Annotated in this window: 17 protein-coding genes; 5 read left to right on the top strand and 12 right to left on the bottom strand. The window is 69.0% G+C overall.

Annotation, left to right across the window (positions count from 1 at the left end):
* Nucleotides 1-170: 170 nt before the first annotated feature.
* Nucleotides 171-1,412 (top strand): WD40 repeat domain-containing protein, encoded by a 1,242-nt coding sequence (locus tag AC3A46_RS06725; RefSeq protein WP_487664429.1) that lies wholly within the window; start codon nt 171-173, stop codon nt 1,410-1,412.
* 1,095 nt (nt 1,413-2,507) lie between these two features.
* Here the strand turns inward: AC3A46_RS06725 and mmuM are convergent.
* The gene (gene mmuM / locus AC3A46_RS06720) at nt 2,508-3,407 is read right to left on the bottom strand and encodes a homocysteine S-methyltransferase (RefSeq protein ID WP_487664428.1); all 900 of its coding nucleotides are present in this window, start codon (nt 3,405-3,407) and stop codon (nt 2,508-2,510) included.
* Entirely contained in the window at nt 3,404-4,675 is a 1,272-nt protein-coding gene (locus AC3A46_RS06715) for a trans-sulfuration enzyme family protein (protein WP_487664427.1), read from the bottom strand. The genes mmuM and AC3A46_RS06715 overlap by 4 nt, the downstream gene beginning before the upstream one ends.
* Nucleotides 4,676-4,795: 120 nt before the next feature.
* Here AC3A46_RS06715 and AC3A46_RS06710 point away from each other — a divergent pair, with 120 nt between their 5' ends.
* The gene (locus tag AC3A46_RS06710; RefSeq protein WP_487664426.1) at nt 4,796-5,239 is read left to right on the top strand and encodes an Lrp/AsnC family transcriptional regulator; all 444 of its coding nucleotides are present in this window, start codon (nt 4,796-4,798) and stop codon (nt 5,237-5,239) included.
* A gap of 32 nt (nt 5,240-5,271) precedes the next feature.
* On the opposite strand, the gene AC3A46_RS06705 is transcribed toward AC3A46_RS06710, so the two are convergent.
* The 3 genes from AC3A46_RS06705 to AC3A46_RS06695 are packed head-to-tail and all read right to left on the bottom strand — an operon-like array spanning nt 5,272 to nt 9,112.
* A complete protein-coding gene (locus AC3A46_RS06705; RefSeq protein WP_487664425.1) occupies nt 5,272-6,651 on the bottom strand; it encodes an aspartate ammonia-lyase in 1,380 nt (459 codons plus the stop codon).
* Nucleotides 6,648-8,060 carry an aldehyde dehydrogenase family protein gene (locus AC3A46_RS06700; protein ID WP_487664424.1) on the bottom strand — a complete coding sequence of 471 codons (1,413 nt, stop codon included), beginning with the start codon at nt 8,058-8,060 and terminating at the stop codon, nt 6,648-6,650. Before AC3A46_RS06700 ends, AC3A46_RS06705 begins: the two co-directional genes overlap by 4 nt.
* Nucleotides 8,057-9,112: a homoserine dehydrogenase gene (locus AC3A46_RS06695; RefSeq protein WP_487664423.1), complete on the bottom strand. Its 1,056-nt coding sequence runs from the start codon at nt 9,110-9,112 to the stop codon at nt 8,057-8,059. The genes AC3A46_RS06700 and AC3A46_RS06695 overlap by 4 nt, the downstream gene beginning before the upstream one ends.
* 285 nt (nt 9,113-9,397) lie before the next feature.
* On the opposite strand from AC3A46_RS06695, the gene AC3A46_RS06690 reads away from it, so the two are divergent.
* Genes AC3A46_RS06690 through AC3A46_RS06680 form a run of 3 tightly spaced genes read left to right on the top strand, consistent with a single transcriptional unit; the run spans nt 9,398 to nt 12,888 of the window.
* Nucleotides 9,398-10,921: an amino acid permease gene (locus tag AC3A46_RS06690; protein WP_487664422.1), complete on the top strand. Its 1,524-nt coding sequence runs from the start codon at nt 9,398-9,400 to the stop codon at nt 10,919-10,921.
* A 26-nt stretch (nt 10,922-10,947) separates the two neighbouring features.
* Nucleotides 10,948-12,096 (top strand): alanine racemase, encoded by a 1,149-nt coding sequence (alr, locus tag AC3A46_RS06685; protein ID WP_487664421.1) that lies wholly within the window; start codon nt 10,948-10,950, stop codon nt 12,094-12,096.
* 39 nt (nt 12,097-12,135) lie between these two features.
* Nucleotides 12,136-12,888 (top strand): IclR family transcriptional regulator, encoded by a 753-nt coding sequence (locus tag AC3A46_RS06680; RefSeq protein WP_487664420.1) that lies wholly within the window; start codon nt 12,136-12,138, stop codon nt 12,886-12,888.
* A gap of 15 nt (nt 12,889-12,903) precedes the next feature.
* On the opposite strand, the gene AC3A46_RS06675 is transcribed toward AC3A46_RS06680, so the two are convergent.
* From AC3A46_RS06675 to AC3A46_RS06645, 7 genes are all read right to left on the bottom strand, one after another.
* Nucleotides 12,904-13,698, bottom strand: coding sequence for an IclR family transcriptional regulator (locus tag AC3A46_RS06675; RefSeq protein ID WP_487664419.1), 795 nt, complete (start codon nt 13,696-13,698; stop codon nt 12,904-12,906).
* Nucleotides 13,699-13,855: 157 nt separating this feature from the next.
* Complete coding sequence (locus tag AC3A46_RS06670) at nt 13,856-14,569, bottom strand: head GIN domain-containing protein (RefSeq protein WP_487664418.1); 714 nt, start codon at nt 14,567-14,569, stop codon at nt 13,856-13,858.
* A gap of 544 nt (nt 14,570-15,113) precedes the next feature.
* Entirely contained in the window at nt 15,114-15,428 is a 315-nt protein-coding gene (locus AC3A46_RS06665; protein WP_311292758.1) for a TraR/DksA family transcriptional regulator, read from the bottom strand.
* Between the two features lie 82 nt (nt 15,429-15,510).
* Nucleotides 15,511-15,675: a hypothetical protein gene (locus AC3A46_RS06660; RefSeq protein WP_487664417.1), complete on the bottom strand. Its 165-nt coding sequence runs from the start codon at nt 15,673-15,675 to the stop codon at nt 15,511-15,513.
* Between the two features lie 1,303 nt (nt 15,676-16,978).
* Nucleotides 16,979-19,021 carry a vWA domain-containing protein gene (locus AC3A46_RS06655; protein WP_487664416.1) on the bottom strand — a complete coding sequence of 681 codons (2,043 nt, stop codon included), beginning with the start codon at nt 19,019-19,021 and terminating at the stop codon, nt 16,979-16,981.
* 96 nt (nt 19,022-19,117) lie between these two features.
* Nucleotides 19,118-20,506, bottom strand: coding sequence for an AAA family ATPase (locus tag AC3A46_RS06650; RefSeq protein ID WP_487664415.1), 1,389 nt, complete (start codon nt 20,504-20,506; stop codon nt 19,118-19,120).
* 431 nt (nt 20,507-20,937) lie between these two features.
* Entirely contained in the window at nt 20,938-21,966 is a 1,029-nt protein-coding gene (locus tag AC3A46_RS06645; RefSeq protein ID WP_487664414.1) for an NADPH:quinone reductase, read from the bottom strand.
* Nucleotides 21,967-21,994 lie beyond the last annotated feature (28 nt).

Here is a 21,994-nt window from a genome sequence, read left to right as displayed (position 1 = left end):
GGCCCGCTACTCACGGCTGCCTTCGGGCCCCAAGTCCCGCGACAAAGCCGAAGATCGGCGCGCTGGGCGACCCCGTTTAGTGCACATTCAGCATGGAAGCGTCGCGTTACGTTCACGAGCCGGTCACTGCTCGCCTGTTAGCCGCCGTTATCGTGCAGGCAGGAGGTGCGATGTCTACGGCGGCGGTTTCGGTCGGCTCGCCGGCTGCTATGCGGCCGCGCAAGCCCATACTCCCCGCACTGATCGCGGGTGCAGCCGGGTTCGTCGTCGCCGCCGTTCCTGGTGTGATCGCGTCGGGGAACGTGCCGGCGACGAGTGGTGTCGTGTTTCCTGAGGAGGTCGCGACGTACTCCTGGTTCACGTCGAGCGGTGACCTGGGGATGCCGGCGACGATGATCTACCAGAACGGGATCGGTGTCGAATTCATGGACTTCCCCCAAGCGGTCGCGCTCGGCGCGGACGGCAGCACTTATCGGCGCGTCGGCTCAGCCGAGGATCGGTCGGTCCCGACCGATCAGGGCGACCCGGCGGTCATGGTGCTCGCCGCGGACGGCACGTTCGCGGTGATCGCCGGCGCGAACGGTCACGGCAGCGTCGTCGTCCAGTCGTTGGTCGACGGCCCCGCGCGAGAGGTCGCGGTCGGCGCCGGGCGCAGTGGCGTGCCTTTGAGCATCGCCTCCGACGGCGATCACGTCCTCGTCCTTGTGAGTGACGGTGAGCTGAGCAGGTACACCGAACCGCGAATGAGCGGAACGCTTGCACTGCTGGAGCTTTCCACGGGCGACCTTGTCGAGTACCCGCTCGAGGGGGTCACGTCGGCGGCGATCTCGTCCGATGGATCGCGGGTCGTCGCGCAGACCCCGCAGGGTGCGGTCGTGACGGATGCCGCGGGCCGCAGCATCCGTGAACTCCCCGCCGAACTGGATGGGCAGGCGTTCAGCGACGACGCGTGGTCACCCGACGGGAACCGCCTGGCCACCCTCGTCCACGAAGACGTATGGGTCGACGAGCCGACGGGCCGCAGGCTGACGACGGCTGCGTCGCTGCAGATCTCCAGCGCGTCCAGCGGGGCGACGAGGATGCTCCCGCTCGCGGGCGTCGAGCATGCGGATGCCCTCGGCTGGCGCGACGACGACACGATCGTGCTGCAAAGCTACGCCGACGACAACAGCGCCGAGTTCCAGTGGGTCAACGCCGACACCGGCACCGCGCAGACCTTCGCGACCTACGACTCCGGGTTCACCGCCGCGTCGATCGGATCCGCCGACCTCGCGCGAGACCTGGTCAGCGAGTGGGCCATCGAACAGCGCCCGACTGATCAGGGCTGGACGGCCGCGGCCCTCCTCGGCGTCGCCGTCGGAGCGATCACAGGACTCGTGGCCTGGGTCCTCACCCGACGCCGCAGAGCCTGAGCGCTCACCCCGACGACGCAAGCGGAAGCGCTCACCCCGGCCAGCCGTCGTGCGTGGGCCAGACGACTATGGGGAGCCTCGCCGAGCACCGGACCAAAGCGCAGACCATTGCCACGCGCACGCCCGACCCCTACTCCGCCCCCGACGTTATGCGGATCATCCGCGATCCAGGCCCAGCATTCGCGCGAACCGCTCCCTGTGGATACGAGGTCACCGCCTTCGGCTTCGGCCCGCAGCGATCCCCATCCAGATCGTGGCGATCAGCAGCATCAAGGTCAGCGCGAGTGCCAGGTACGCCTCGACGGATTCGCTCATCCCGAGAATCTAGTCGGCGTCGGTTGCACGCGCGTGTCGGATGGGTGACGTCGCGGGCAGAACGCCGCACCAATCGCACTGCCCGATAAGGGATCCGAATTGGCGCCCTAAGCCGTCCCCGCTTCGGGCAGTGCCCGCAGCGGGATGCCAAGCGCACGCTCTCGCACCTGCCCGCGACGCACCGCTTTCGCGCACTGCCCGTATACGGATCCTCCTGCGCGCGGGGCGGCTCTTCACACACTCCCCCGCCGCGGCGCTCCTTGCTCAAAAGCGCATCCGTCGTGCGTAGTGCGGTGACCGTGGAGTACCGCAGGCCCGGAGCGCCAGCGGAGGGCTGAGGATACGCCGCGAAAGCGCCGCACGGAGCGCGGCGGATGTGCCACACTGCCGAAGGAGCCGTGGCGCGCATCGGCGACGACGACGACGATCGACAGCATCCCGATCGCTCCGCATCGCCCCCTCGCGGGGCGTCCAAAACTTGCCCACACTTTGCCCACACTTTCGCGAAAGCGACCCCCAATCGACGTGATCGAGGCGGATCCACGAAGACCCAACTCCCGCGGAATTTCCCGGTTTTTGCAGGTTGATGACCCTCGTCGTTAACGCCGAGGTCGAGTTCGACTCCCGCCGTCGCGTCGACCCTGGAGCGACTGCCAGAGCGCGTGTGGGTCGCCGAAGAACACGTCGATGCCGGTATCGATGCGGGCCCTCTCCTCGTCGTGCATCTCCGGATCCTGATCCGAGTCAGCGCGCCACGCAGCTGCACCGGGAGCGGGATCGTCAGCCCAGTGCGCGTGCCATCGCTGCGATGGTCGACGGCCCGATGCGACAGCATCCACCGATGAAGTGCGCGCCTGCCTCGGTCCATGCCGTCGTGAGCGCCAGATCGAATTCCGGGTCGCCGATCCATCGGCGTGCTGCGCCGTCCCATGTCTCGCCCGAGTTGGGGTAGGCGATCGCGGGTTTGCCGCTCGCGGCGGTCGCCGCCCGCACCGCCGGCAGCACATCGTCGGGTGCGCAGCAGTTCACCCCGACGGCCACGATGCAATCATGGCCGGCGGCGAGGGCGAAGGCTTCGGCTGCCGGCCGGCCGTCGCGAAGTCGATCACCGGAGACCGTGCACGACAACCAGGCGGGGATCGCGAACTCGTCAGCGAGCTCCAGGAGCACCGAGACCTCGTCGAGGTCCGGGATCGTCTCGAAGGCGAGCATGTCGGGCCCCGCGCTCGCGAGCAGTTCCATTCGCGGGGCGTGGAAGTCGCGAAGGGCTGCGCGGCTCAACCCGTACCGGCCGCGGTACTCGGATCCGTCGGCGAGCACCGCACCGTAGGGACCCACGGATGCCGCCACCAGACGCACGACGTCGTCATCGGTCGACTCGGCGACGTCGTCGCGCACCTCGCGGGCGATCATCACGCTCCGCGTGATGAGGCTCTCCGCTTCGGTGCGCGTCATCCCCTCGCGCTCGAACCCGGCGACGCTCGCCTGATAGCTGGCGGTCGTGGCGACCTGCGCGCCTGCGTCGAAGTACGCGCGGTGTACGGCCGCCACCTCGCCCGGAGCGTCGCGCAGCAGTCGGGCAGTCCAGAGCTCGTCGGTGAGATCATGACCCCGTTCGGCGAGCGCATTGGAGAGTCCGCCGTCGAGCACGATCACGCGAGGTGTCGTCGGGTTCGTCACCCGCTCATCCTCCCCGATCGGGTCAGGGCAGAGTCTGTGGCACGAGGCTCGACGAGGCACCCCGACGACGGAAACGTCGCGTCGAGGGCCGCCTCGAGATCTGCGAGCAGGTCGGAGGTCTCCTCGATGCCGACCGAGAGACGCAGATGACCGAACGTGCGGAAGGGCAGCGGGTAGGCCGCGACGCGACCGCCCTCGGTTCCGGTGTGCACGATCAGTGAGTCGTCGTGCCCGAGAGAGAAGCCCGACGTGATGAGCCGGAGGTTGGCGACGAACCGATTCTGCGTGTCGGGATCGCCGGCCACGGCGAAGGCGATCATTCCGCCGTACCCGCGACCGCCGAACTGCCGCGTCGCCAGGTCGTGTTCGGGGTGCGACGGCAGGCCGGGATAAGAGACGTACTCCACTCGCGGATCGCTCTCCAGGAACTCCGCGACGGCGAGTGCGGATGCCAGGTGCTGCCGGAGGCGCAACGGGAGGGTCACCGAACCGCGGTGAATCTGCCAGGCGTTGAAGGGCGAGATCACTCCCCCGACATCGACCATGGCGTCGGCCTTGATCGGCTCGATGAGTTCGCGCGAGCCGATGACGGCGCCGCCCATGGCGTCGCCGTGACCGTTGATGTACTTCGTCAGGGAATGGACGACGAGATCGGCGCCGTCGGCGAGCGGGCGGTAGAAGGGCGGTGGAGTGAACGTGGAGTCCACCATGAGGATCGCGCCGGCGGCATGCGTGATCTCTGCGATCGCACCGACGTCCGCCACCTTGGTGGTGGGGTTCGCGATCGCCTCGATGCAGACGAGCCGGGTGTGGGGGCGGAAGGCGGCGCGCAGTGCGTCCAGGTCGCCGACGTCGACGAACGTCGCCTCGATGCCGTATCGCTGCGGCAGGAGTTCGGTCCACAGTCTCCAGGTCGCCTCGTACGTGACGTCGCTGACGATGACGTGATCGCCGACGCGGACGTGCGTGAAGAAGACGGCGTGCAGGGCGGCGACGCCGGAGGCGAGCGCCACGGCGTCTTCGCCGCCGTCGAGGGCGGCCAGCTTGTCTTGGAGGCCGGCCTGGTTGACGCCGGTGTTCCGGGTGTACAGCCCTGGCGCGGAGGCGGACCAGCTGATGTCGCTCGGATCGTCGGGAAGCTCGTAGGAGTTCGCCATCACCAACGGCGTCCGCAGCGCCTTCGTGGAGTCGAGGCGATTGCCGCCGTGCACGGCGAGGGTGAGGTCTGACAGGGTCTCAGCCCGTCGGCGGTCCGGCCGTTGCGACATTTCGTTCCTTACTCTCCCGCGAAGAGACGTGCCATCAGGGGAGCCATCTGTGACAGCATCCCGATCTACGGTACTGTGTGATATTGACACTTGCAATTGCTAATCACGCACGGAGGCATGATGGCCGCATCGCATCTGGACGACATCGACCAACAGCTGCTCGCAGCCTTGACTGCGGACGCGAGGATGCCGATGGTCGCTCTGGCCGGCAAGGTGCATCTGTCGCGCAATGCGGTGCGGCAGCGCATCGAGCGCATGGAGCGCGACGGCGTCATCGCCGGCTACAGCGTCATCAGGGGAACCGCGTCGCGGCCACGCGCGACAGCGATGGTCATGGTCTATCGCGTCGACAGGATGCGGGACGATCGGGTGATCGCCGCATTGCGGGGCATCCCGGAGGTCACTCGCTGCGACGTGCTGTCGGGAGCGTACGACCTGTTCGTGACGCTGGAAGCCGACTCGATGGATCGCGTGGGTCACATCTGGGAGCAGATCGCGGCGCTGCCCGGCGTGGCCGACACCGTGACCGCGGTGTCGCTGTCGCGCGCGATCGATCGCCGGTGACGCTGCCGCCCGGGCAACCGGGCGGCAGCGCCTCAGTGCGCGAGGAGCGCTGCCGCCTCTTCTCGAGAGAGCTCTGAGTGCTGCGCCACCGCGTCGGCGATCGGGATGCCGGTGCGAAGCGCGTACTGAGCCGCGTGGGCGGCCGCCTCGTAGCCGATGGACGGCACCAGGACCGTCACCGTGCCGATGGACGATGCGACGTAGCGCTCGAGCACGGTGTCGTTGGCTTCGATGCCCTCCACGCAGAATCGGCGCAGCGCCGAGACGCCGTTGGTCACCCAGCTCAGCGACTGCAGGAGCGAGTGCGCCATGATCGGCTCGAAGGCGTTCAGCTGCAGCTGGCCGCTTTCGGCGGCGACGCCGATCGTCACGTCGGCGCCCATGACCGCGAACGCGATCTGGTTCATGACCTCGGGGATCACCGGGTTCACCTTGCCCGGCATGATCGACGACCCGGCTTGCCGCGCCGGCAGGCGGATCTCACCCAGCCCCGCCTGCGGACCGCTGGCGAGCAGCCGTAGGTCGTTGCTGATCTTCGACAGCTTGATCGCGCTGCGGCGGAGCACCGCGGACGACTGCAGGAAGGCACTGGCGTCCCAGCTCGCCTCGAACAGGTGCGCCGCCGGGGTCATCGGGAGTCCGGAACGCTCACGGAGCCGTTCCAGAGCGATCTCGCGATAGCCGGCCGGAGCGGTCACTCCGGTTCCCACGGCGGTCCCGCCCAGGCTGCACTCCAGCAGCAGCGGCACCGTGTCGGCGATGCGCACCACGTCTTCGCGGATGGCGACGGCGAACGCGGCGAACTCGTCGCCGAGCGTCATCGGCACGGCATCCTGCAGCTGGGTACGGCCGATCTTGACGATCGAGCCGAACGCGACGCTTCGCTCCTCGAACGCCGCAGCGAGCTCCTCCAGCGCCGGCATGAGCCGCAGCAGGCCTTTCGCCACGGCGATCTTGACCGCAGTCGGGTAGACGTCGTTGGTCGATTGGCTCCGGTTCACGTCGTCGATGGGGTGAACCAGGTTGTAGCGGCCGCGCGGCAGCCCCAGGTGCTCCAGGGCGGCGTTGGCGATCACCTCATTGGCGTTCATGTTCGTGCTGGTGCCCGCGCCGCCTTGCAGCACGTCGACACAGAACTGGTCGTGCAGCTCGCCGTCGCGCACCCTCCGGCAGGCGACGGCGATGGCGTCCGCCACGCCTGCCGGCAGCAGCCCGAGCTCGTGGTTGGCGGCGGCAGCAGCATCCTTCACCGTGACGAGCGCGTCGATGAGATCGGGATGCTGTGAGATCGGCGTGCTGCTGATCGTGAAGTTCTCGAGGGCCCGGGCCGTGTGGATGCCCCAGTACGCGTCGGCAGGCACCGCCAGCTCGCCGAGCGAATCGCGCTCGAGTCGGGTGTCGAGGCGGTTCATGTGTTGATGCAGACGACCTTGGGCTGGGTCATCTCCTCGTACGCGAATCGCACGCCTTCGCGGCCCATGCTGCCGTACTTCGAGCCCCCGAACGGCATGCTGTCCACGCGGTAGTCGGAGGAGTCGTTGATCATCACGCCGCCGGCGTCGAGCTGCTCCGACACGCGAAGCGCACGTGCGATGTCGCGGGTGAAGGTGGCAGCGTGCAGCGCGTAGTCGACATCGTTCGCCTGCGCGATCGCCTGCTCCTCGGTCTCGAACGGCGACAGCACGACCACCGGCGCGAACGCCTCGTCAGCCCACAGCTCGCACGAGAACGGCACTCCCTCGACGACGGTGGGCCAGTACACGCCCCCGTCCCGGCGGTGGCCCGCGAGCACGCGCGCGCCCGCCGTGACGGCATCCTCCACGATCCGCTCAGCGGCCTCGGCGGACGCGGTGGAGATCATCGGGCCGACATCGGTGGTGTCGTCTCGCGGGTCGCCGGCCTTCAGAGCGATGGTCTGCGCCGCGAAGCGGTCGCGGAACTCCTCATACACCTCGGTCTGCACCAGGATGCGCTGCGCGCCCACGCAGTTCTGCCCGGCAGCCCAGAACGCTCCCGACACACATGCCTCGACCGCGGCGGGAATGTCGGCGTCCGAGAACACGATGACCGGAGCGTTGCCCCCCAGTTCCATCGCGAGCTTCTTCAGACCGGCGTTGCGGGCGATCGCCTCCCCTGTCGCGAACCCTCCGGTGAAGGAGACCATGCGCACCTCGCGGGCCGAGGTGAGCGCCTGCGCCAGTTCACGGTCGCCGTGCACCACGGTGATGATCTCATCGGGCAGGCCCGCGTCGATGAGCAGGTCGACGAGGAACCGCGCGGTCAGCGGGGTCAGCTGCGACGGCTTGAGCACGACGGCGTTGCCGCCGGCGATCGCCGGCCCCAGCTTGTGCGCGACGAGGTTCAACGCGTCGTTGTAGGGGGTGATGGCGACGATGATGCCGAGCGGCTCGCGGGTGAACCACCCGCGGCGGTTCTCGGACCCCTGGAACGCATCGAAAGGGACGACCTCTCCGGCATCGGAGCGGGCCGCGTCGGCCGACAGGGAGAGCGTCATGACCGCACGAGACACCTCCTTCCGCGCCTGCCGGACGGTCTTTCCCGCCTCACGCACGATCAGGTCGGCGGCGGTTTCGGCTCGCTCGCACAGCAGCGCAGACGCTCGCTGGAGAATCTCGTGCCGCGAGAACCGCGACAACGACCGCGACAGCTGGAATCCGGTACGAGCACGCTGCAGAATCTGCTCGAGCTGGGCCGGCCCGTTCTGCGGGACGGCACCGATCACCTCTCCGTCGAAAGGGCTCGTGACGATCAAGTCGGGGTACCCGGAGGTGATGGCGTGCGTGCCCTCCACAATGCTCACCGGCCGGCCTCGACGCGAGCCCGCTGGTGCGCGTCGATCGCGATGATGTCCGACAGCAGGGCGTAGGCGGTCTCGATGCGCCCCGCACCGGGGCCGGAGACGGTCACGGTGCCGAGCAGATCGGTGTCGAACGACACCGCGTTGGTGGGTCCGGTGACGCTGGCGAGCGGGTGCGTCAGCGGCAGCGCCACCGGCTCGACCTTGGCGGTGACCGTTCCGGCGGCGCTGCGGAACGCCGAGCCGATCAGCTTGTAACGCTTGCCCTGCGCAGCCGCGTCGATGATGTCGGCGGCCGAGACCTCGGAGATCCCCCGCCGGGTCACATCGGCCGTGGTGATGTCGGCACCGAGGAGCTCGTTGGCGAGGATCACGACCTTCAGCTGCACGTCGGAGCCTTCGATATCGGCCGTCGGATCAGCTTCCGCGTAACCGAGCGACTGAGCCTCCGCCACCGCGCCTTCCAGCGTCATGCCCGACTCCATCTGACCGAGCACGTAGTTGCTGGTGCCGTTGAGGATGCCCTCGACCGCGTTGATGCGCAGCCCCTGAAGCGTCTCGGACGCGAACCGCAGGATCGGCGTGCCGCTGACCACCGAGCCCTCGTACTGGAACGTGACGCCGTTCGCAGCCGCGAGGCGGTTCAGCTCGCGCCCGGCCAGCGCGACCGGGCCCTTGTTCGTCGTGGTGACGCTCTTCCCGCTCGCCAGCGCAGCACGCACGTGCGAGATCCCCGGCTCCCCGTCGATGGGGTTGGTGAAGGTGGCTTCGACCACGATGTCGGCCGTGCTGTTGCGGATCACGTAATCGTTCTGCGGCGCCGCCGTTCCCCCCGGCCGGCCGGCGAAGGTCTCACCGTCGCGCATGGCGAACACGTCGGCCAGGTCGATGCCCTCGGCCTGCATGAGCGATCCCAGACGGAGGTCTGTGATCGCCACGACACGCAGGGCGAAGCCGAGGTCAGCGGCGAGTTCGTCGCCACGGTCGAGGATGATCTGCGCCAGCGCACGGTTGACGCCGCCGAAGCCGATCAGCGCAATGTCATGACGGTCCACGTCGAGCTCCTTGAAAGAATCGGGAAGAGGTTCGATTCAGCATCCCCAGCGGTCGCGTCAGTCCGCGCCTGACGGATCGCTCGCACAGGATGCCGAACTGACCACCGCGGAGAAGGTCTGCCCGAATCGCCCTTGCACGCCGCTAATTCCCGCTGATGCCTTGTGCACCGACCCCCGCGCCCCGTAATCTGCCCGACACGCGCGTCGTGCATCATAGACACATGGTTGTGATGATGTAGCACGGCGACATTCCAACACCGACTCCCGACTCGAATGCGAGAAGTCATGAGCCCGCTGCCCGACCAGAGTGCGCTTCCGAACGCCCTCCCCCACACCACCGCGACCCAAGTGCCACTGCGACGACTGCAGCGCTCCATGGACGCGCGACACCTGATCATGATCGCCCTCGGCGGTGTGATCGGCTCCGGACTCTTCTTGAGTTCGGGCTACACCATCAGCCAGGCCGGCCCGCTGGGTGCGATCATCGCGTACCTGATCGGTGCGTTCGTGGTCTGGCTGGTGATGGCCTGCCTCGGCGAACTGGCGCTGGCCTATCCCGTCTCGGGCGCCTTCCACATCTACGCGGCACGGTCCATCGGCCCCGCCACCGGCTTCACCACCGCGTGGCTGTACTGGCTGTGCTGGGTCGTCGCCCTGGGCTCGGAGTTCACGGCATCCGGCATCCTGATGCAGCGCTGGTTCCCCGGCGTGGACGTATGGGTCTGGTGCCTGATCTTCGCGTTGGCGCTGTTCACCATCAACGCGATCTCGGCGAGGGTCTTCGGTGAGACCGAGTTCTGGTTCTCGCTGATCAAGGTGGTCGCCATCGTCGCGCTCATCGTGTTCGGCGGCATGGCGATCTTCGGCTTCACGCCCTTGTCGACCGAACACCCCGCTGCCCCGCTGTTCAGCAACTTCGTCACGCCGGAGGGTTTGTTCCCGGGCGGCGTCGCCGGCGTCGTCGTCACCGCCCTCGCCGTCTTCTACGCGTTCAGCGGTTCGGAGCTGATCGGCGTCGCCGCGGGTGAGACCAAGGACCCGGGCAAGAACATCCCCAAGGCGATCCGCTCGACGGTCTTGCGCCTGCTGATCCTGTTCGTGGGGTCGATCACCGTCATCGCCGCGCTTCTCCCCTATGAGGATGCCGGGCTGACCAGCAGCCCGTTCGTGGACGTGTTCGAGTACGTCGGCATCCCCTACGCCGCCGACATCATGAACTTCGTCATCATCACCGCGTTGCTCTCCGCCGGCAACAGCGGCCTGTTCTCGTGCGCGCGGATGCTGTTCTCCCTCGCGGAGGAAGGGCACGCGCCGCGGGTGCTGCAGCGCCTCACCCGCCGAGGAATCCCGCTCGTCGCCCTCACTGTCAGTCTGGCGCTCGGCCTTGTCTCGCTGATCTCCAGCGTGATCGCGCCGCAGACGGTGTACCTGGTGCTGGTGTCGATCGCGGGTTTCGCCGTGGTCGCCGTGTGGATGTCGATCGTGGCGTCGCAGTTCTTCCACCGCCGCCGGTTCGTGCGCGAAGGCGGCGACATCACGACGCTGCCGTACCGCACCCCGCTGTACCCGGTGCTGCCCATCCTGGCGTTCGTGCTGCTGTCGATCTCGCTGGTGGCCATCGCGTTCGACCCGAACCAGGTCGCCGCCCTGTACTTCGGGGTTCCGTTCGTGGGGCTGTGCTACCTGTACTTCTGGTGGCGCTACGGACGCCGTGGCGCGCGCCCGGTCGTCGCCGTGTCGGAGGAGGCCCCCGTCGACGAGGCGGACGACCCCGTCGCAGAAGAACCCGTGCGGCAGTCCCGCGGGTAAACCGCGCCGACCAACCACCTCCACGCATGCGCACCACGAGTCCTGTCTGGGTCGAGATCGACGCGGGCGCCATCGCCCACAACCTCGACGTCGTACGAGGCGAGGTCGGCATCACGACGCGGCTCTGCGGGGTGGTGAAAGCGGATGCCTATGGACACGGCATCCCCGTCGTCCTGCCGATCCTGACGGCGGCTGGTGTCGACACCATCGGGATCACCTCGAACCAGGAGGCCGAGGAGGTACGCCGGCTGGGATTTCCGGGACGCATCATCCGCCTCCGGACAGCACTGCGCGACGAGATCCAGGAGGGTGCCCGGCTCGATATCGAAGAGTGGGTGGGCGGCGGCGATCACGCGCGTGTCGTGGTCGCCGCCGCCCGCTCGCTCGGGCGTCCTCTCCGCGTCCATCTCTCCCTCAACTCCACCGGGCTCAGTCGAGACGGAATGGACTGGGACGACCCTCAGGCGCAGCCTCACCTGCGACGCATCGCCGCGAGCCCTGAGCTCGCGATCGTCGGAGTCTGCTCGCACTTCCCCTGCGAAGACGCCGACGATGTGCGCGCCGGCGCCCTTGCCTTCCGGAACCAGGCCGGCGCGGCCGAGCGGGTGCTGGGCGCTCCGCGCGGCCGATTCGAGAAGCACTGCGCCACCTCGTACGCGGCGCTGACCGTCCCCGACTCGCGCATGGACATGGTCCGGATCGGTGCGGCACTGTACGGCGACACCTCGGCCGCGATTCCTGACCTGCTCCCCGCCATGCGGCTGGTGTCGCGCATCGCGGCGATCAACCCTTACCCGGCGGGCAACACGGTCGGATACGACAGGGCCGCACGCATCGATCGCTCCAGCCGGCTGGCCGTCATACCCGTCGGTTACGCCGACGGGTACCCGCGCACGCTCGGCGGCCGGGCGCACGTTCTCGTCCACGGCACCTTCGCGCCGGTCATCGATCGGCTGGCCATGAACAGTCTGGTGATCGACGTGACCCAGGTGCCGTCGGCCCAGGTCGGCGACGAAGTGGTACTTTACGGGCGGCAGGGATCCGCACAGATCCGTTCCGCCGACATCGAACGGGCAAGCGGAACCATCGCCGCCGGCTCGTACACCGCGTGGGCTCGGCTGAACCCGCGCGTCGTCGTCGACGTGCCGGCCTCCGAATCGGTCCCCACCGGGTGACCGGCCCCTCGTCCATCGGCCCAGAAAGCACCCCAGATCATGAGCGCCCCGTCCTCACTGCTGCAGGGTCTCGCGCTGCTTGACGCGGCGGTGGCGCAGGAGCGATCGGGCAGGCAGGGGCACAACGCCTCACGTCTGGCCGAGACCACCGGCATCGAGCGCAGTCGCGTCTCGCGCCTCACACGCGAGCTGCGGGACCTGGGCTACCTCGATCGCGACAACGCCGCGGTGCTCAAGGCGGGCGACGGCTACTTCCGCGCCGCCGGGGCCCTGAGCCGGCCGTGGCTCCGAGCAGCACGTGAGAGTCTGCGCGTGCTCGCCTCCACGTTGGGGGTTTCGGCGCAACTGGTCGCCGCCGAGGGCCCGGGCGCGATCCTGCTCCGTTCCGAGAAGGGCCCGGGCGTGTCCGCGGACTACCTGCGCCCCGGCATCCTGACCCCCATCTGGTGCACCGGACCCGGCCGGGCCCTCCTTTGGGACCACACACGCGATGACCTCGAAGCCCTCCTTGCCGACGTGCAATTCGTCGGAGTCGGCGGCCCCGGCGCGGCAAGATCGGTCGATCAGCTCCATCAGCTGCTCGAGCGGGACCGCGACCTCGGCATGGTGGACGCCCGCGAGGAATACGTCGAAGGCGTGCGGGACTTCGCACTGCCGATCCGCGATCAGCGCGGCATCGTGGTCTCCATCGGCATCAGCAGCGGCGGCCTCTCGGAGCGCCGCACACGCGAAGCGCAGAGTGCGCTTCGCGACGCCTGCGCGCGGCTGAGCCAGCTCATCCAGGAGTCGTGAGCAACCCGCTCCGGCTCACTCGCCCCGAGCCTCGCCCGCGCCGAGCATCGCCGACAGACGCTGGGCAGCGTCGACACACGCCGCTCCCAGAGTCTTCGACCTCGACTCCAGGCGGTGCCGTTCCCCCACGATCTGCAGGCCGGCGATGACTTCGCCCCGGAAGTCCCACACCGGCGCCGAGACCGAGTACAGGCCCGGCTCGGCCTCCTCCGCCACGATCGCGTAGCCCCTGGTCCGCGACTCCTTCAGGCGCACGAGGAACTCATCGACCGATGCGGCGGCGTTGGGACCGGCGCTGCGGAAGCTCGTGCGGCTGAACACACCGCGAACCTCCTCATCGGAGGCATCCCACAACACCGCCTGACCCGCGTCACTGCAGAACGCCGGATACGCTCGCCCGACCCACGAGCCGATCAACCGGGCGGCGGGCGGCACGCTCTCGACGATCGTGACCGTCGCATCGCCCTCGAGGACTCCGAGGAAGCACGCCTCACCGACATCCGCTGACAGCTCGTCCAGAATCGAGAGGCCGTCGCTGCGCAGACGCCTTTCGACCAGCTGCTCCGCCGAGGCGTACCAAGCCCACGCCAGTCGGTAGCGACCGTCGGGGCCTCGCGACACCAGCCGCTCCTCCGCCAGCGCGGCAAGGGTGCGAGAGACCTGCGAGCGGTCGCGCTGCAGCGCTCGCGCAATGGTCTGCACCGATACGCCCTGCCCGCTCGTTGCGGACATCTCCGCTACGCAGGACACCACGTCCATCCCGCGGCCCATACTGGTCCGCTCGGGAGCGACATCGTCACGCAGGGTCACAAGGAGAGGATATCGAGGTGGCCCGTTGCGGCTCGGCTCGCCGCTCGGGTGACGAGCGCGGAAAGGGGGTGCCGCGCATGCCGGATCTCGTATGGCACAGCCGGGAGCAGCGGATCCGCACGAACCCGGCACCATGCCGCCGCGGCCCTGCGTCCGTTCAGCGCCGCTCCACGTCCCCCGAACCCGACACGCGCACGTCCGTACTCGGGTCACCCGAGTACGTGACCTGACCGCTGCCCGAAAGGTCGACCGAAAGACTGTCGCTCGCAGCGACGTCGACCTCGCCCGATCCGGAGAGGCTGACGACGGCATCCTGCGCCTCGAGCTCCTCGGCGTCGACGGATCCGCTGCCCTCCAGGTCGACGGAGAGCTCGGCGGCAGAGCCCGTCAGCGTGACGTCGCCCGAGCCCGAGAGGCGCACCTCGACCCGATCAGCCGAGATGCCCGACCAGTCGACGTCTCCCGAGCCGTCGATGTCGAGCTGCACGGTGCCGTCCGCCGACACGGTCGCCTCGACATCGCCGGAGCCGGTCAGTTGGATCAGCTCCAGTCGTGGCACAGTCAGCTCGTACCGCACGTCGCCGAACCCCATCGTGAAGCCGGGCTCGGCGCCCAGCACGAGGGTGTCGCCCTCAACCTCGGAGGTCAGGCGATCGATCGCCCCCTCCGGCGCGTGCACCGTGAGCGCCGGCTCCCCCTCAGACACGACAAGATCACCCGAAGTGTCGAGCACGACGCGCGACACCTCGCCGATATCCCGCTCCTCGGAGGTCATCTGCCCGACGGGGATCATCAGCGAGCACGCTGACAGGGCGAGGACCGACGCCGCGACGGCGAGGGCGCTGGGCAGTCGGCATCCGTGCTGGTTCATCGGTGACTCCTTCCGCCATCGAAGGTCTGCCGACAGGTCCTCAGCGACCGTCGACCTCCCGTCGCCGGACGAAGGGCGAACGCGTGGAGCCTGAGCGCTCCCAGCCACGCCCATCCTCACCATGATGGAACGACGAGCGGGCTCGTGCCACCCACCTCCGCACCGGCGCACCGTCCTGGGCGAAGTGGATGCTTCGCCCAGGCACGGCCTCGCTCCCCACCACGACGACCGACCCCGACCTGATCGTGCGGGTCTCAGTCGGGTTCAGCCGAACGCGACGTAGCGAGCGGTGGTACCGCGGAAAGTGCTCGCCGGGCCAGCGTCCGCTGCTCCCGGCGCAGCAATCGAAGCGGGCGGCGTCGCAGGGCGGCGATCGACGAGTCTGCGGTGCACAACCTGACGGTCGCCGCGCAGACGGAAGAGCGCGCCTGCTCGAACGATGACCCGGGCGGCAAGCGACGGCACGGGTGCTCCTGCGTGATGCGCGCCGGCCGCGCCGGCGCAGGCGACCGGCGGGACGGACGGAATCGCGAAGGGCTTGCGGTCACGCGGCTTCGGCATGGCTCTGACATTCGATGCAGGCGGCCGCGTACGGGAGAACCTCGAGCCGCTCGGGGGCGATCTGCCCTCCGCACCGGGTACAGCGGCCGTACGTGCCCTGGGTGATGCGATTGAGCGCCGCGCTGATCTGCTCGATCGCGATCCGGTGGGATGCCGCCGACTGGTAGGCGACGGGATCGACGCTCGGGAGAGCGAACGGCTCGAGTTCCTGGAGGACGGCCAGCCGCTCCTCGAGCCGCCGCTCGAGCTCGCGCTGCACGCCGTCGAGAGGAACGGGTTCGGTGGTCTTGATGGGCATTGGTGCTCCTCGGGGTACAAAAAAAGCGCCGCAGGTGCGACGCGCGGGTGTGTCCGGTTGGACCGATCGTTCAGATCGGACATCACGGGGGCGCGACGCGACGGATGGGCTGCACGGACAGACCATCCGCGTCGCGCCGCCGGGGCGGCAGCACCTCGTGACGGGCGCCCGCGATGTCGACCACTGCCGTCACCACGGAGGCGTCGGCGAGACGCTTCGTGCGGTGTGGGCGGGTCATCGGGGTCATGGCCATCACCATAGCCCGCTTCCAGAAAAAGGCAAGTCAGCGGATTTTTCTGCGCTAGAGGTGCGCGAGTTGACTTCCCCAGGAAGACGGCTATGGTCGTGGGTTCACCCGCCAGCCACCCAGGGGAAGCGAGTCCGTATGTCAGGCCGATCACCGCGAGCACGCGACACGAAGAAGGTCGCCCGATCGTCACCGAAGGAAAAGCGCGCCGAGAAGCGCGCGAGCCAGGAGCCACGGGCGTTCATCAAGCCACGCAAGGGCGCGTCCGGTTGACGAACGGCGCGGGCTCCTCGCTGTGAGGAGCCCGCGGCACCGTCCTGATCGCGCGGCGCAGGAAGGCTCCTATCACCAGTTCCGCCCGTGGCGGCACGCGCGGAAGCCCTCCGCATCCACTCCTGCCGGCGGGCGATGGCACTCAACTTTGAGATTGCTGTCCCATGGTCACCACTGCTCGCAGGCGTACCCGTCACCGTCCCGGTCGAGGCCGTAGATGTCCCTCCTGACCACTCGAGCCACCCCGTCCAAGTAGGCCGGCCCGCTCCCGCGCCCATGCGCAACCGACGTCACTCGCCTGAGGCACGCAAGCGCCGGCATAGTTCGGGTCACATCTTGACCCGGGCTGAGCGGGCGCAGGTGCGGGCGCAGCACCGGCAGCCGTGCCCACGACGGTCACCTGAGCAACCGGAGGCACGGTCACCTGATCCGAGATGAGCCCATACCCGATGTCCTTGTCGGAAGCCATCCGTAGGGTCGACTCACCACCGAGAGACGTGCCCCTCTCCGATCAATGGAAGAGGTACGCCCCTATGTGTTCCCGCACCCGCAGAGTCATCGGATTCCCGGAATTCTGCTTCACCTGCATGCACGCGATCGAGAGGCAGCGCCCCGTCAGGTACGTAGATCGGGACAGTGGGGACTGGACCTTCGCGTGCGGCGACGGGGACCACTTCGGGGTGAGCGACTGGGGTAGGGCCCATACGTTCCACCTGCTCGACGATGACGCCAGCCTTCGTGAACTCGCTGGGCTGAAACCCGGTGCGCAAGCCTTCCGCATAGCTGTCGGCGCACCTTGGCTGCGGCTCGAGCAGTGAACCAGGCCGAGCAACTCTTGATGGGCGCGAGGACCAGTCAGAGCACAGATGCGGGTCCGAGTTCGACCAGGAGACGGGCCATCGTCGTCCATGACGTCGCTCCGCCGAGGAACGGAGCGGCGTCGCGGTCCAGCTCGGCCAACGCCGGCGACTCGTCATGCCCGCCGAAGTGTGCTTGCGAGCTCCACTTCTCTATCAGCGCCGCCGTTCCCTCACCACCACCACGACCGGCCGTGGAGCATGTCGCCGAAGTCCTCCGGGGTTCCGCGCCCCGTGTGCCTCGCGCCGAGGTAGCTGTCGACCACCGCACGCCCCAGGTCGTCGAGCTCCGGCGCCACCACATGCCCGCCGGCCCGCCGCGCCAGCGCGTCGATGAACCGCGCCAGCCCGGGGTCCTCGCCCAGGCGGAAGAACGTCGTCTGCGCGCCCATCCGCTGCACGTTGTCGAGCTCCCGCACCGTGACCGCCACCGTCCGCGGGTCCGGCGGGTACGCGAAGAACACGCTCCCGTCGGGACGCAGGTGCGACGTCGGCTCGCCGTCCGTCACGATCAGCAGCACCGGCTGCGCCACGGGGTTCTTGCGGAAGTGCCGCTGCGCGAGCAGCAGCGCGTGCTGCAGGTTCGTGCCCTTGTCCCACACCGCGTCCTTCGCGGTGAGCTGCTCGATGTCGATCACCTCGGCGTGACGCGCGAAAGCGATCAGCTGCAGCTTGTCACCACGGAACCGCGTGGAGATCAGGTGATGCAGCGCCAGCGCCGTGCGCTTCATCGGCACCCAGCGGCCGTCCATCGCCATCGAGAACGACGTGTCCACCAGCAGCGCGACCGCGGCCTGCGTGCGCTCCTCGGTCTCGACCACCTCGACGTCCCGCGTGTCCAGCCGCACGCCGGCAGAAGCCTCTCCCCCGTCGAGCACCGTCCGCAGCACCGCGTTCGACACCGTGCGCGGGATGTCCCACGGCTCGGTGTCGCCGAACGCCCACTCGCGCGTCGACCCGGTGCGGTCGCCGGCGGCACCGACGTTGCGGGTCGCACGACGCCCCGAGCGACCGGACTGGCGCGTCGCGATGTCCCTCAGCAACGCGCGCCCCAGCTGCCGCATCGCCCGCGGGGTCAGCCTGAGCTGTCCGTCCGACGCGCGCTGCAGCATCCCGGTATCCCTCAGCTCCTGCTCCAGCTCGCGCAGGGTGCGGGCACTGACGGCCGCGTCCTCGCCCATGAGCCGCTCGAGCGCGTCGAGATCGATGTCGTCCATGCGCGCGCCCGGATACATCTGGCCGAGCTGATCGGTCAGCGAATCGAGGTCGGAGAGGTCCTGCATGATGCCGGTCGCCTCGCCGAGACCCGTCGGCTGATCGCCGGAGAAGGATGCCGAACCCGACCAGTCCTCGCCGGGCCGAAGCGACCGCAGATTGTCGTCGAGGCGCGACAGCGACTGCATGAGGTCGGGCGAGCCGAACGCCTGCTCGGCGAGGCTCATCAACTCGTCGCGCTGCTCCGGGGTCATCGAGTTGAGCATCCGCTGCGCCGCCGCGGCACGCTGCGCCAAGGCGTCGAGCAGCTCGTCGAGGTTCTGCGGATTCTCGGGGAACTGATCCCCGTGCGTGCGCATGAACTCGTCGAAGTCCTCCTGCGTGTCTTCGCCGAGCCGGCGCTTCTCGAGCAGGTCGTTCAGATCGTTGAGCATGTCGCGGATCGCCTGGCGGTCGGCATCCGTCGCGTTCTCGAGTGCGTTCTTCATGCCGGCGAACCGCTGATCCAGGAGCTCGCGGCCGAGCAGCTCGCGGATGCGATCGTAATCGGCCCGTGCGGTCGGGCTCTGCCAGTCGTAGTCGGCGAGGTCGTTGACCGCCGCGGCGGTACTGGTGGGGAGATTCTCGAGCCGCATCTCGGCGAAGGCTCGCGTGTCGTCGTCGAGATCGACGTCGCGGACGAGGTGCTTGCGCTCTTCGAGCACGGCGTGGTCGAGCAGGCGGCGGACCTCCTCGAGGGTGCCGTCGAGGCGGTGACGCTGGGTGAGCTGGGCTCGGCGCTCGCGCACGCGGCGGGCGAGCTCGTCGAGGCCGAGGCGGTTCTGGTCGCCGCGACGGAGGTACTCGCGCATCGCGCGCTCGGCGGAGGTTCCCTCCATGACCTCGCGGCCGATCGCCTCGAGCGCGGACTGGATGGGGACGGGAGGCGCGAGCGGGTCACCGCCGGCGTAACGGCCGTAACGGGAGGTGTGCGCGGGGGTGCGGTGGAAGGAGCGGGGCATTACGGATGCCTCAGGGATGGGTTGCGACCGCGTTCGGGGCGTTTCGACTCGCTCGTTCCTCGCTCGCTCAACGAGCGGGGGTTTGACGCCGGGTACCTAGCCATAGACCGTCTCACCGCCCGCACTGTCTTTGCCGATCCTCTTCTCGAGGTACAGCGACTCGAGGAGCAGCTCGAGCGCACCAGCCCGCTCACCCGGCGTCACCGCCTCCAGCCGATCGGCCACCTGGTCGTACAGGTCCGACTCGCCCAGCACCGGCATCGCCGACAGCACCTCGGCCGCGGGCACCTGCTCCCCCGTCATCACCGTCGCGCCGGTGTGCAGGGCGTCGGCCAGCGCACGCGAGTCCAACCCACGCAGATGCGCCCGCGCCGTGTCCGCGACCGCGGTGCGCAGCAGGTGCTCGAGAATGGCGCGCTCGCGACCCTCCTCCCCCGTCTCGAACTCGATCTTGCCGCCCAGCACGTCGACGGCGGTCTCGAGGTCGACAGGACGGGCGACGGCGACCTCCTCGTGCTGACGCGTCGCGCGATGCAGAGCCGCGGCCGCGATCGTCTCGGCGCCGGCGATGGCGAACCTCGCGGATACGCCCGCGCGCTGGTCCACAGCATCCGACTCCCGCAGATTACGGGTGAACCGAGCCAGGATCTCGAGCAGGTGCGCCGGCACCTCGGCGACGAGGTCGGCCTCCTGGCGGATGACGGCGATCTCCTCATCGATCGTCTGGGGGTAGTGCGTGCGGATCTCGGCGCCGAAGCGATCCTGCAGCGGCGTGATGATGCGGCCGCGGTTGGTGTAGTCCTCGGGGTTCGCAGTGGCGACGACGAGCACATCGAGGTCGAGGCGCAGCACGTAGCCGCGGATCTGGATGTCGCGCTCCTCCATGACGTTCAGCAGCGACACCTGGATGCGCTCGGCGAGGTCGGGCAGCTCGTTGATCGCGACGATGCCGCCGTTGCTGCGCGGCACGAGCCCGTAGTGGATCGTCTCGGGATCGCCGAGCGAGCGCCCCTCGGCGACTTTGATCGGGTCGACGTCGCCGATGAGATCGGCCACCGACGTGTCGGGCGTGGCGAGCTTCTCGGCGTACCGCTCGCGGCGGTGGCGCCACTTCACGGGGAGGTCGTCGCCCAGCTCGGCTGCACGACGAATGGATGCTGGGGCGATGGGGTGGAACGGATGCTCGCCGAGTTCCGACCCCTCGATGACCGGCGACCATTCGTCGAGCAGGCCGTTGAGGCTGCGGAGGAGGCGGGTCTTGCCCTGGCCACGTTCACCCAGGAGGACGATGTCGTGGCCGGCGAGGATCGCCCGTTCGAGCTGCGGGATGACGGTGGTGTCGAAGCCGTGGATGCCCGGCCACGGATCGTCGCCGTTCGCGAGGGCGGCGAGCAGGTTCTCGCGCATCTCGATGCGGACGGGCCGGTAGGTGTGACCCGATGCGCGCAGCTGGTCGACGGTGGTGATCGCGGGTGAAGGCGTCATGTCGGCACGCTACGCCTGGTGCGCGGGCGTCGGGGCCGGATGCGGGAAATCCATCGCGACGCGAGCCGCGTCCCGTGCGCCCCCTCCCAGCCGCGCCGCGGCGGCGCGCGCCCGCGTCAGTTGAAGTTCACCCGCACCAGGGGGCTGCGGTCGATCCACTCCTCGACGGGTGCGAACTCCGGCTACCGGGGATTCCGCCGGAACGGAAACCGACCGCGACTTCCATCGTCATGCGGCCCGACCGGTGCGGGCGAAGTTCCCGCGGCCGCGGCTCCGAGGTCAGCGCCGCGAAGACTCATCCCCGCCGGGTAGCGGCGGGGCGCGATGCAACGATCACCGGGCCGCGGGTACGGACTGTCACCGACCTCGCCGGCGGTGCGCGTCGCGCCCTGCCCCACCCTGTTCCGCGGGCGGCGCTGCGGCATCCGTCCTCAGCGGTTCGAACCCGCGACGTCGATGAGCACCTTGCCGACGGCACCCTGCTCGACGGCATCGTGTGCCGTCGCGGTCTCCTCGAGCGAGAACCACGTCAGCGGAAGCCCCGCCTCCTCACCCACGGGGAGCGCGCCGTCGCGCAGTGCGGAGGTGATGTCCTCGGCGGCGGCTTCCAAGGCGGCTGCGCCGACCGTGTACAGCAGCAGCCCTTGGATGCGCACGTTCTTCGCGAAGGTCGGCCGCACCGGGATGGTTGCCTCCTCGCCGCCGTTGTCGGCGTAGTACGCGATCGAACCGTGATTCGCGACCACCTGACCATCGAGACCGGCGTTCTGCGCGATCGACACCTCGACGATGTGGTCGACGCCGCCCGGCGCGATCGCGGCGATCAAGTCGGCGGCATCCTCATCGCGGTAGTTCACGATGTGGTGCGCACCCGCGGCACGCGCGAGCGACGCCTTCTCTTCACTCGAGATCGTCGCGATCACCGTCGCACCCGCCCAGACCGCGAGCTGGATCGCGGCATGCCCGACCGCACCCGCTCCCCCGGCCACGAGCACGACACGTCCGTCGAGCGAACCCGGCGCCAGCCGCGCGGGTCCGAACTCGTGCACCGTGAGCGCCCGGTGCGCCGTCATCGCAGGCACACCGAGGCTCGCCGCCACGTCGAAGCCGACGCCGTCCGGCAGCTTCACCGCTCGCTCGACGGGGACCACGGTGTACTCCTGAGCGGTGCCGGTGGGGCGCTGATGCTGGGCGAGATACAGCCATACGCGGTCGCCGACCACGAGCTCCGTCACACCGTCGCCGACGGCGTCGACGACGCCCGCACCATCCTGATTCGGCACGACCTCGTCGAACGCCGGCGTCGCTCCGCTCCCGGCCCGCGCCTTCCAGTCCGTCGGATTCACGCCCGAGACGGCCACCTTCACGCGCACTTTCCCCGGCCCCGGGTTCACGGGCTCGCGCTCCGCGAGCGAGAGGACGGACGAGCTTCCGGTGCGGGAGTAGACGATCGATCGCATGCGACAGGCCAACGCGTCCGCTGTCGTC

It is taken from the genome of Microbacterium sp. Soil_C_42 (genome assembly GCF_057656735.1).
Note: the sequence above shows the minus strand (reverse complement) of the source record. Positions and strands in the feature narration are given on the sequence as shown.

What these genes read in the sequence shown, in the direction of transcription:
- AC3A46_RS06665 (WP_311292758.1), bottom strand. Translation starts at nt 15,428, where the DNA reads ATGCCCATCAAGACCACCGAACCCGTTCCTCTCGACGGCGTGCAGCGC.
- AC3A46_RS06660 (WP_487664417.1), bottom strand. Translation starts at nt 15,675, where the DNA reads ATGACCCCGATGACCCGCCCACACCGCACGAAGCGTCTCGCCGACGCC.
- AC3A46_RS06715 (WP_487664427.1), bottom strand. Translation starts at nt 4,675, where the DNA reads ATGTCGCAACGGCCGGACCGCCGACGGGCTGAGACCCTGTCAGACCTC.
- AC3A46_RS06655 (WP_487664416.1), bottom strand. Translation starts at nt 19,021, where the DNA reads ATGCCCCGCTCCTTCCACCGCACCCCCGCGCACACCTCCCGTTACGGC.
- alr (WP_487664421.1), top strand. Translation starts at nt 10,948, where the DNA reads ATGCGCACCACGAGTCCTGTCTGGGTCGAGATCGACGCGGGCGCCATC.
- AC3A46_RS06725 (WP_487664429.1), top strand. Translation starts at nt 171, where the DNA reads ATGTCTACGGCGGCGGTTTCGGTCGGCTCGCCGGCTGCTATGCGGCCG.
- AC3A46_RS06645 (WP_487664414.1), bottom strand. Translation starts at nt 21,966, where the DNA reads ATGCGATCGATCGTCTACTCCCGCACCGGAAGCTCGTCCGTCCTCTCG.
- AC3A46_RS06670 (WP_487664418.1), bottom strand. Translation starts at nt 14,569, where the DNA reads ATGAACCAGCACGGATGCCGACTGCCCAGCGCCCTCGCCGTCGCGGCG.
- AC3A46_RS06650 (WP_487664415.1), bottom strand. Translation starts at nt 20,506, where the DNA reads ATGACGCCTTCACCCGCGATCACCACCGTCGACCAGCTGCGCGCATCG.
- AC3A46_RS06680 (WP_487664420.1), top strand. Translation starts at nt 12,136, where the DNA reads ATGAGCGCCCCGTCCTCACTGCTGCAGGGTCTCGCGCTGCTTGACGCG.
- AC3A46_RS06705 (WP_487664425.1), bottom strand. Translation starts at nt 6,651, where the DNA reads ATGAACCGCCTCGACACCCGACTCGAGCGCGATTCGCTCGGCGAGCTG.
- AC3A46_RS06710 (WP_487664426.1), top strand. Translation starts at nt 4,796, where the DNA reads ATGGCCGCATCGCATCTGGACGACATCGACCAACAGCTGCTCGCAGCC.
- AC3A46_RS06690 (WP_487664422.1), top strand. Translation starts at nt 9,398, where the DNA reads ATGAGCCCGCTGCCCGACCAGAGTGCGCTTCCGAACGCCCTCCCCCAC.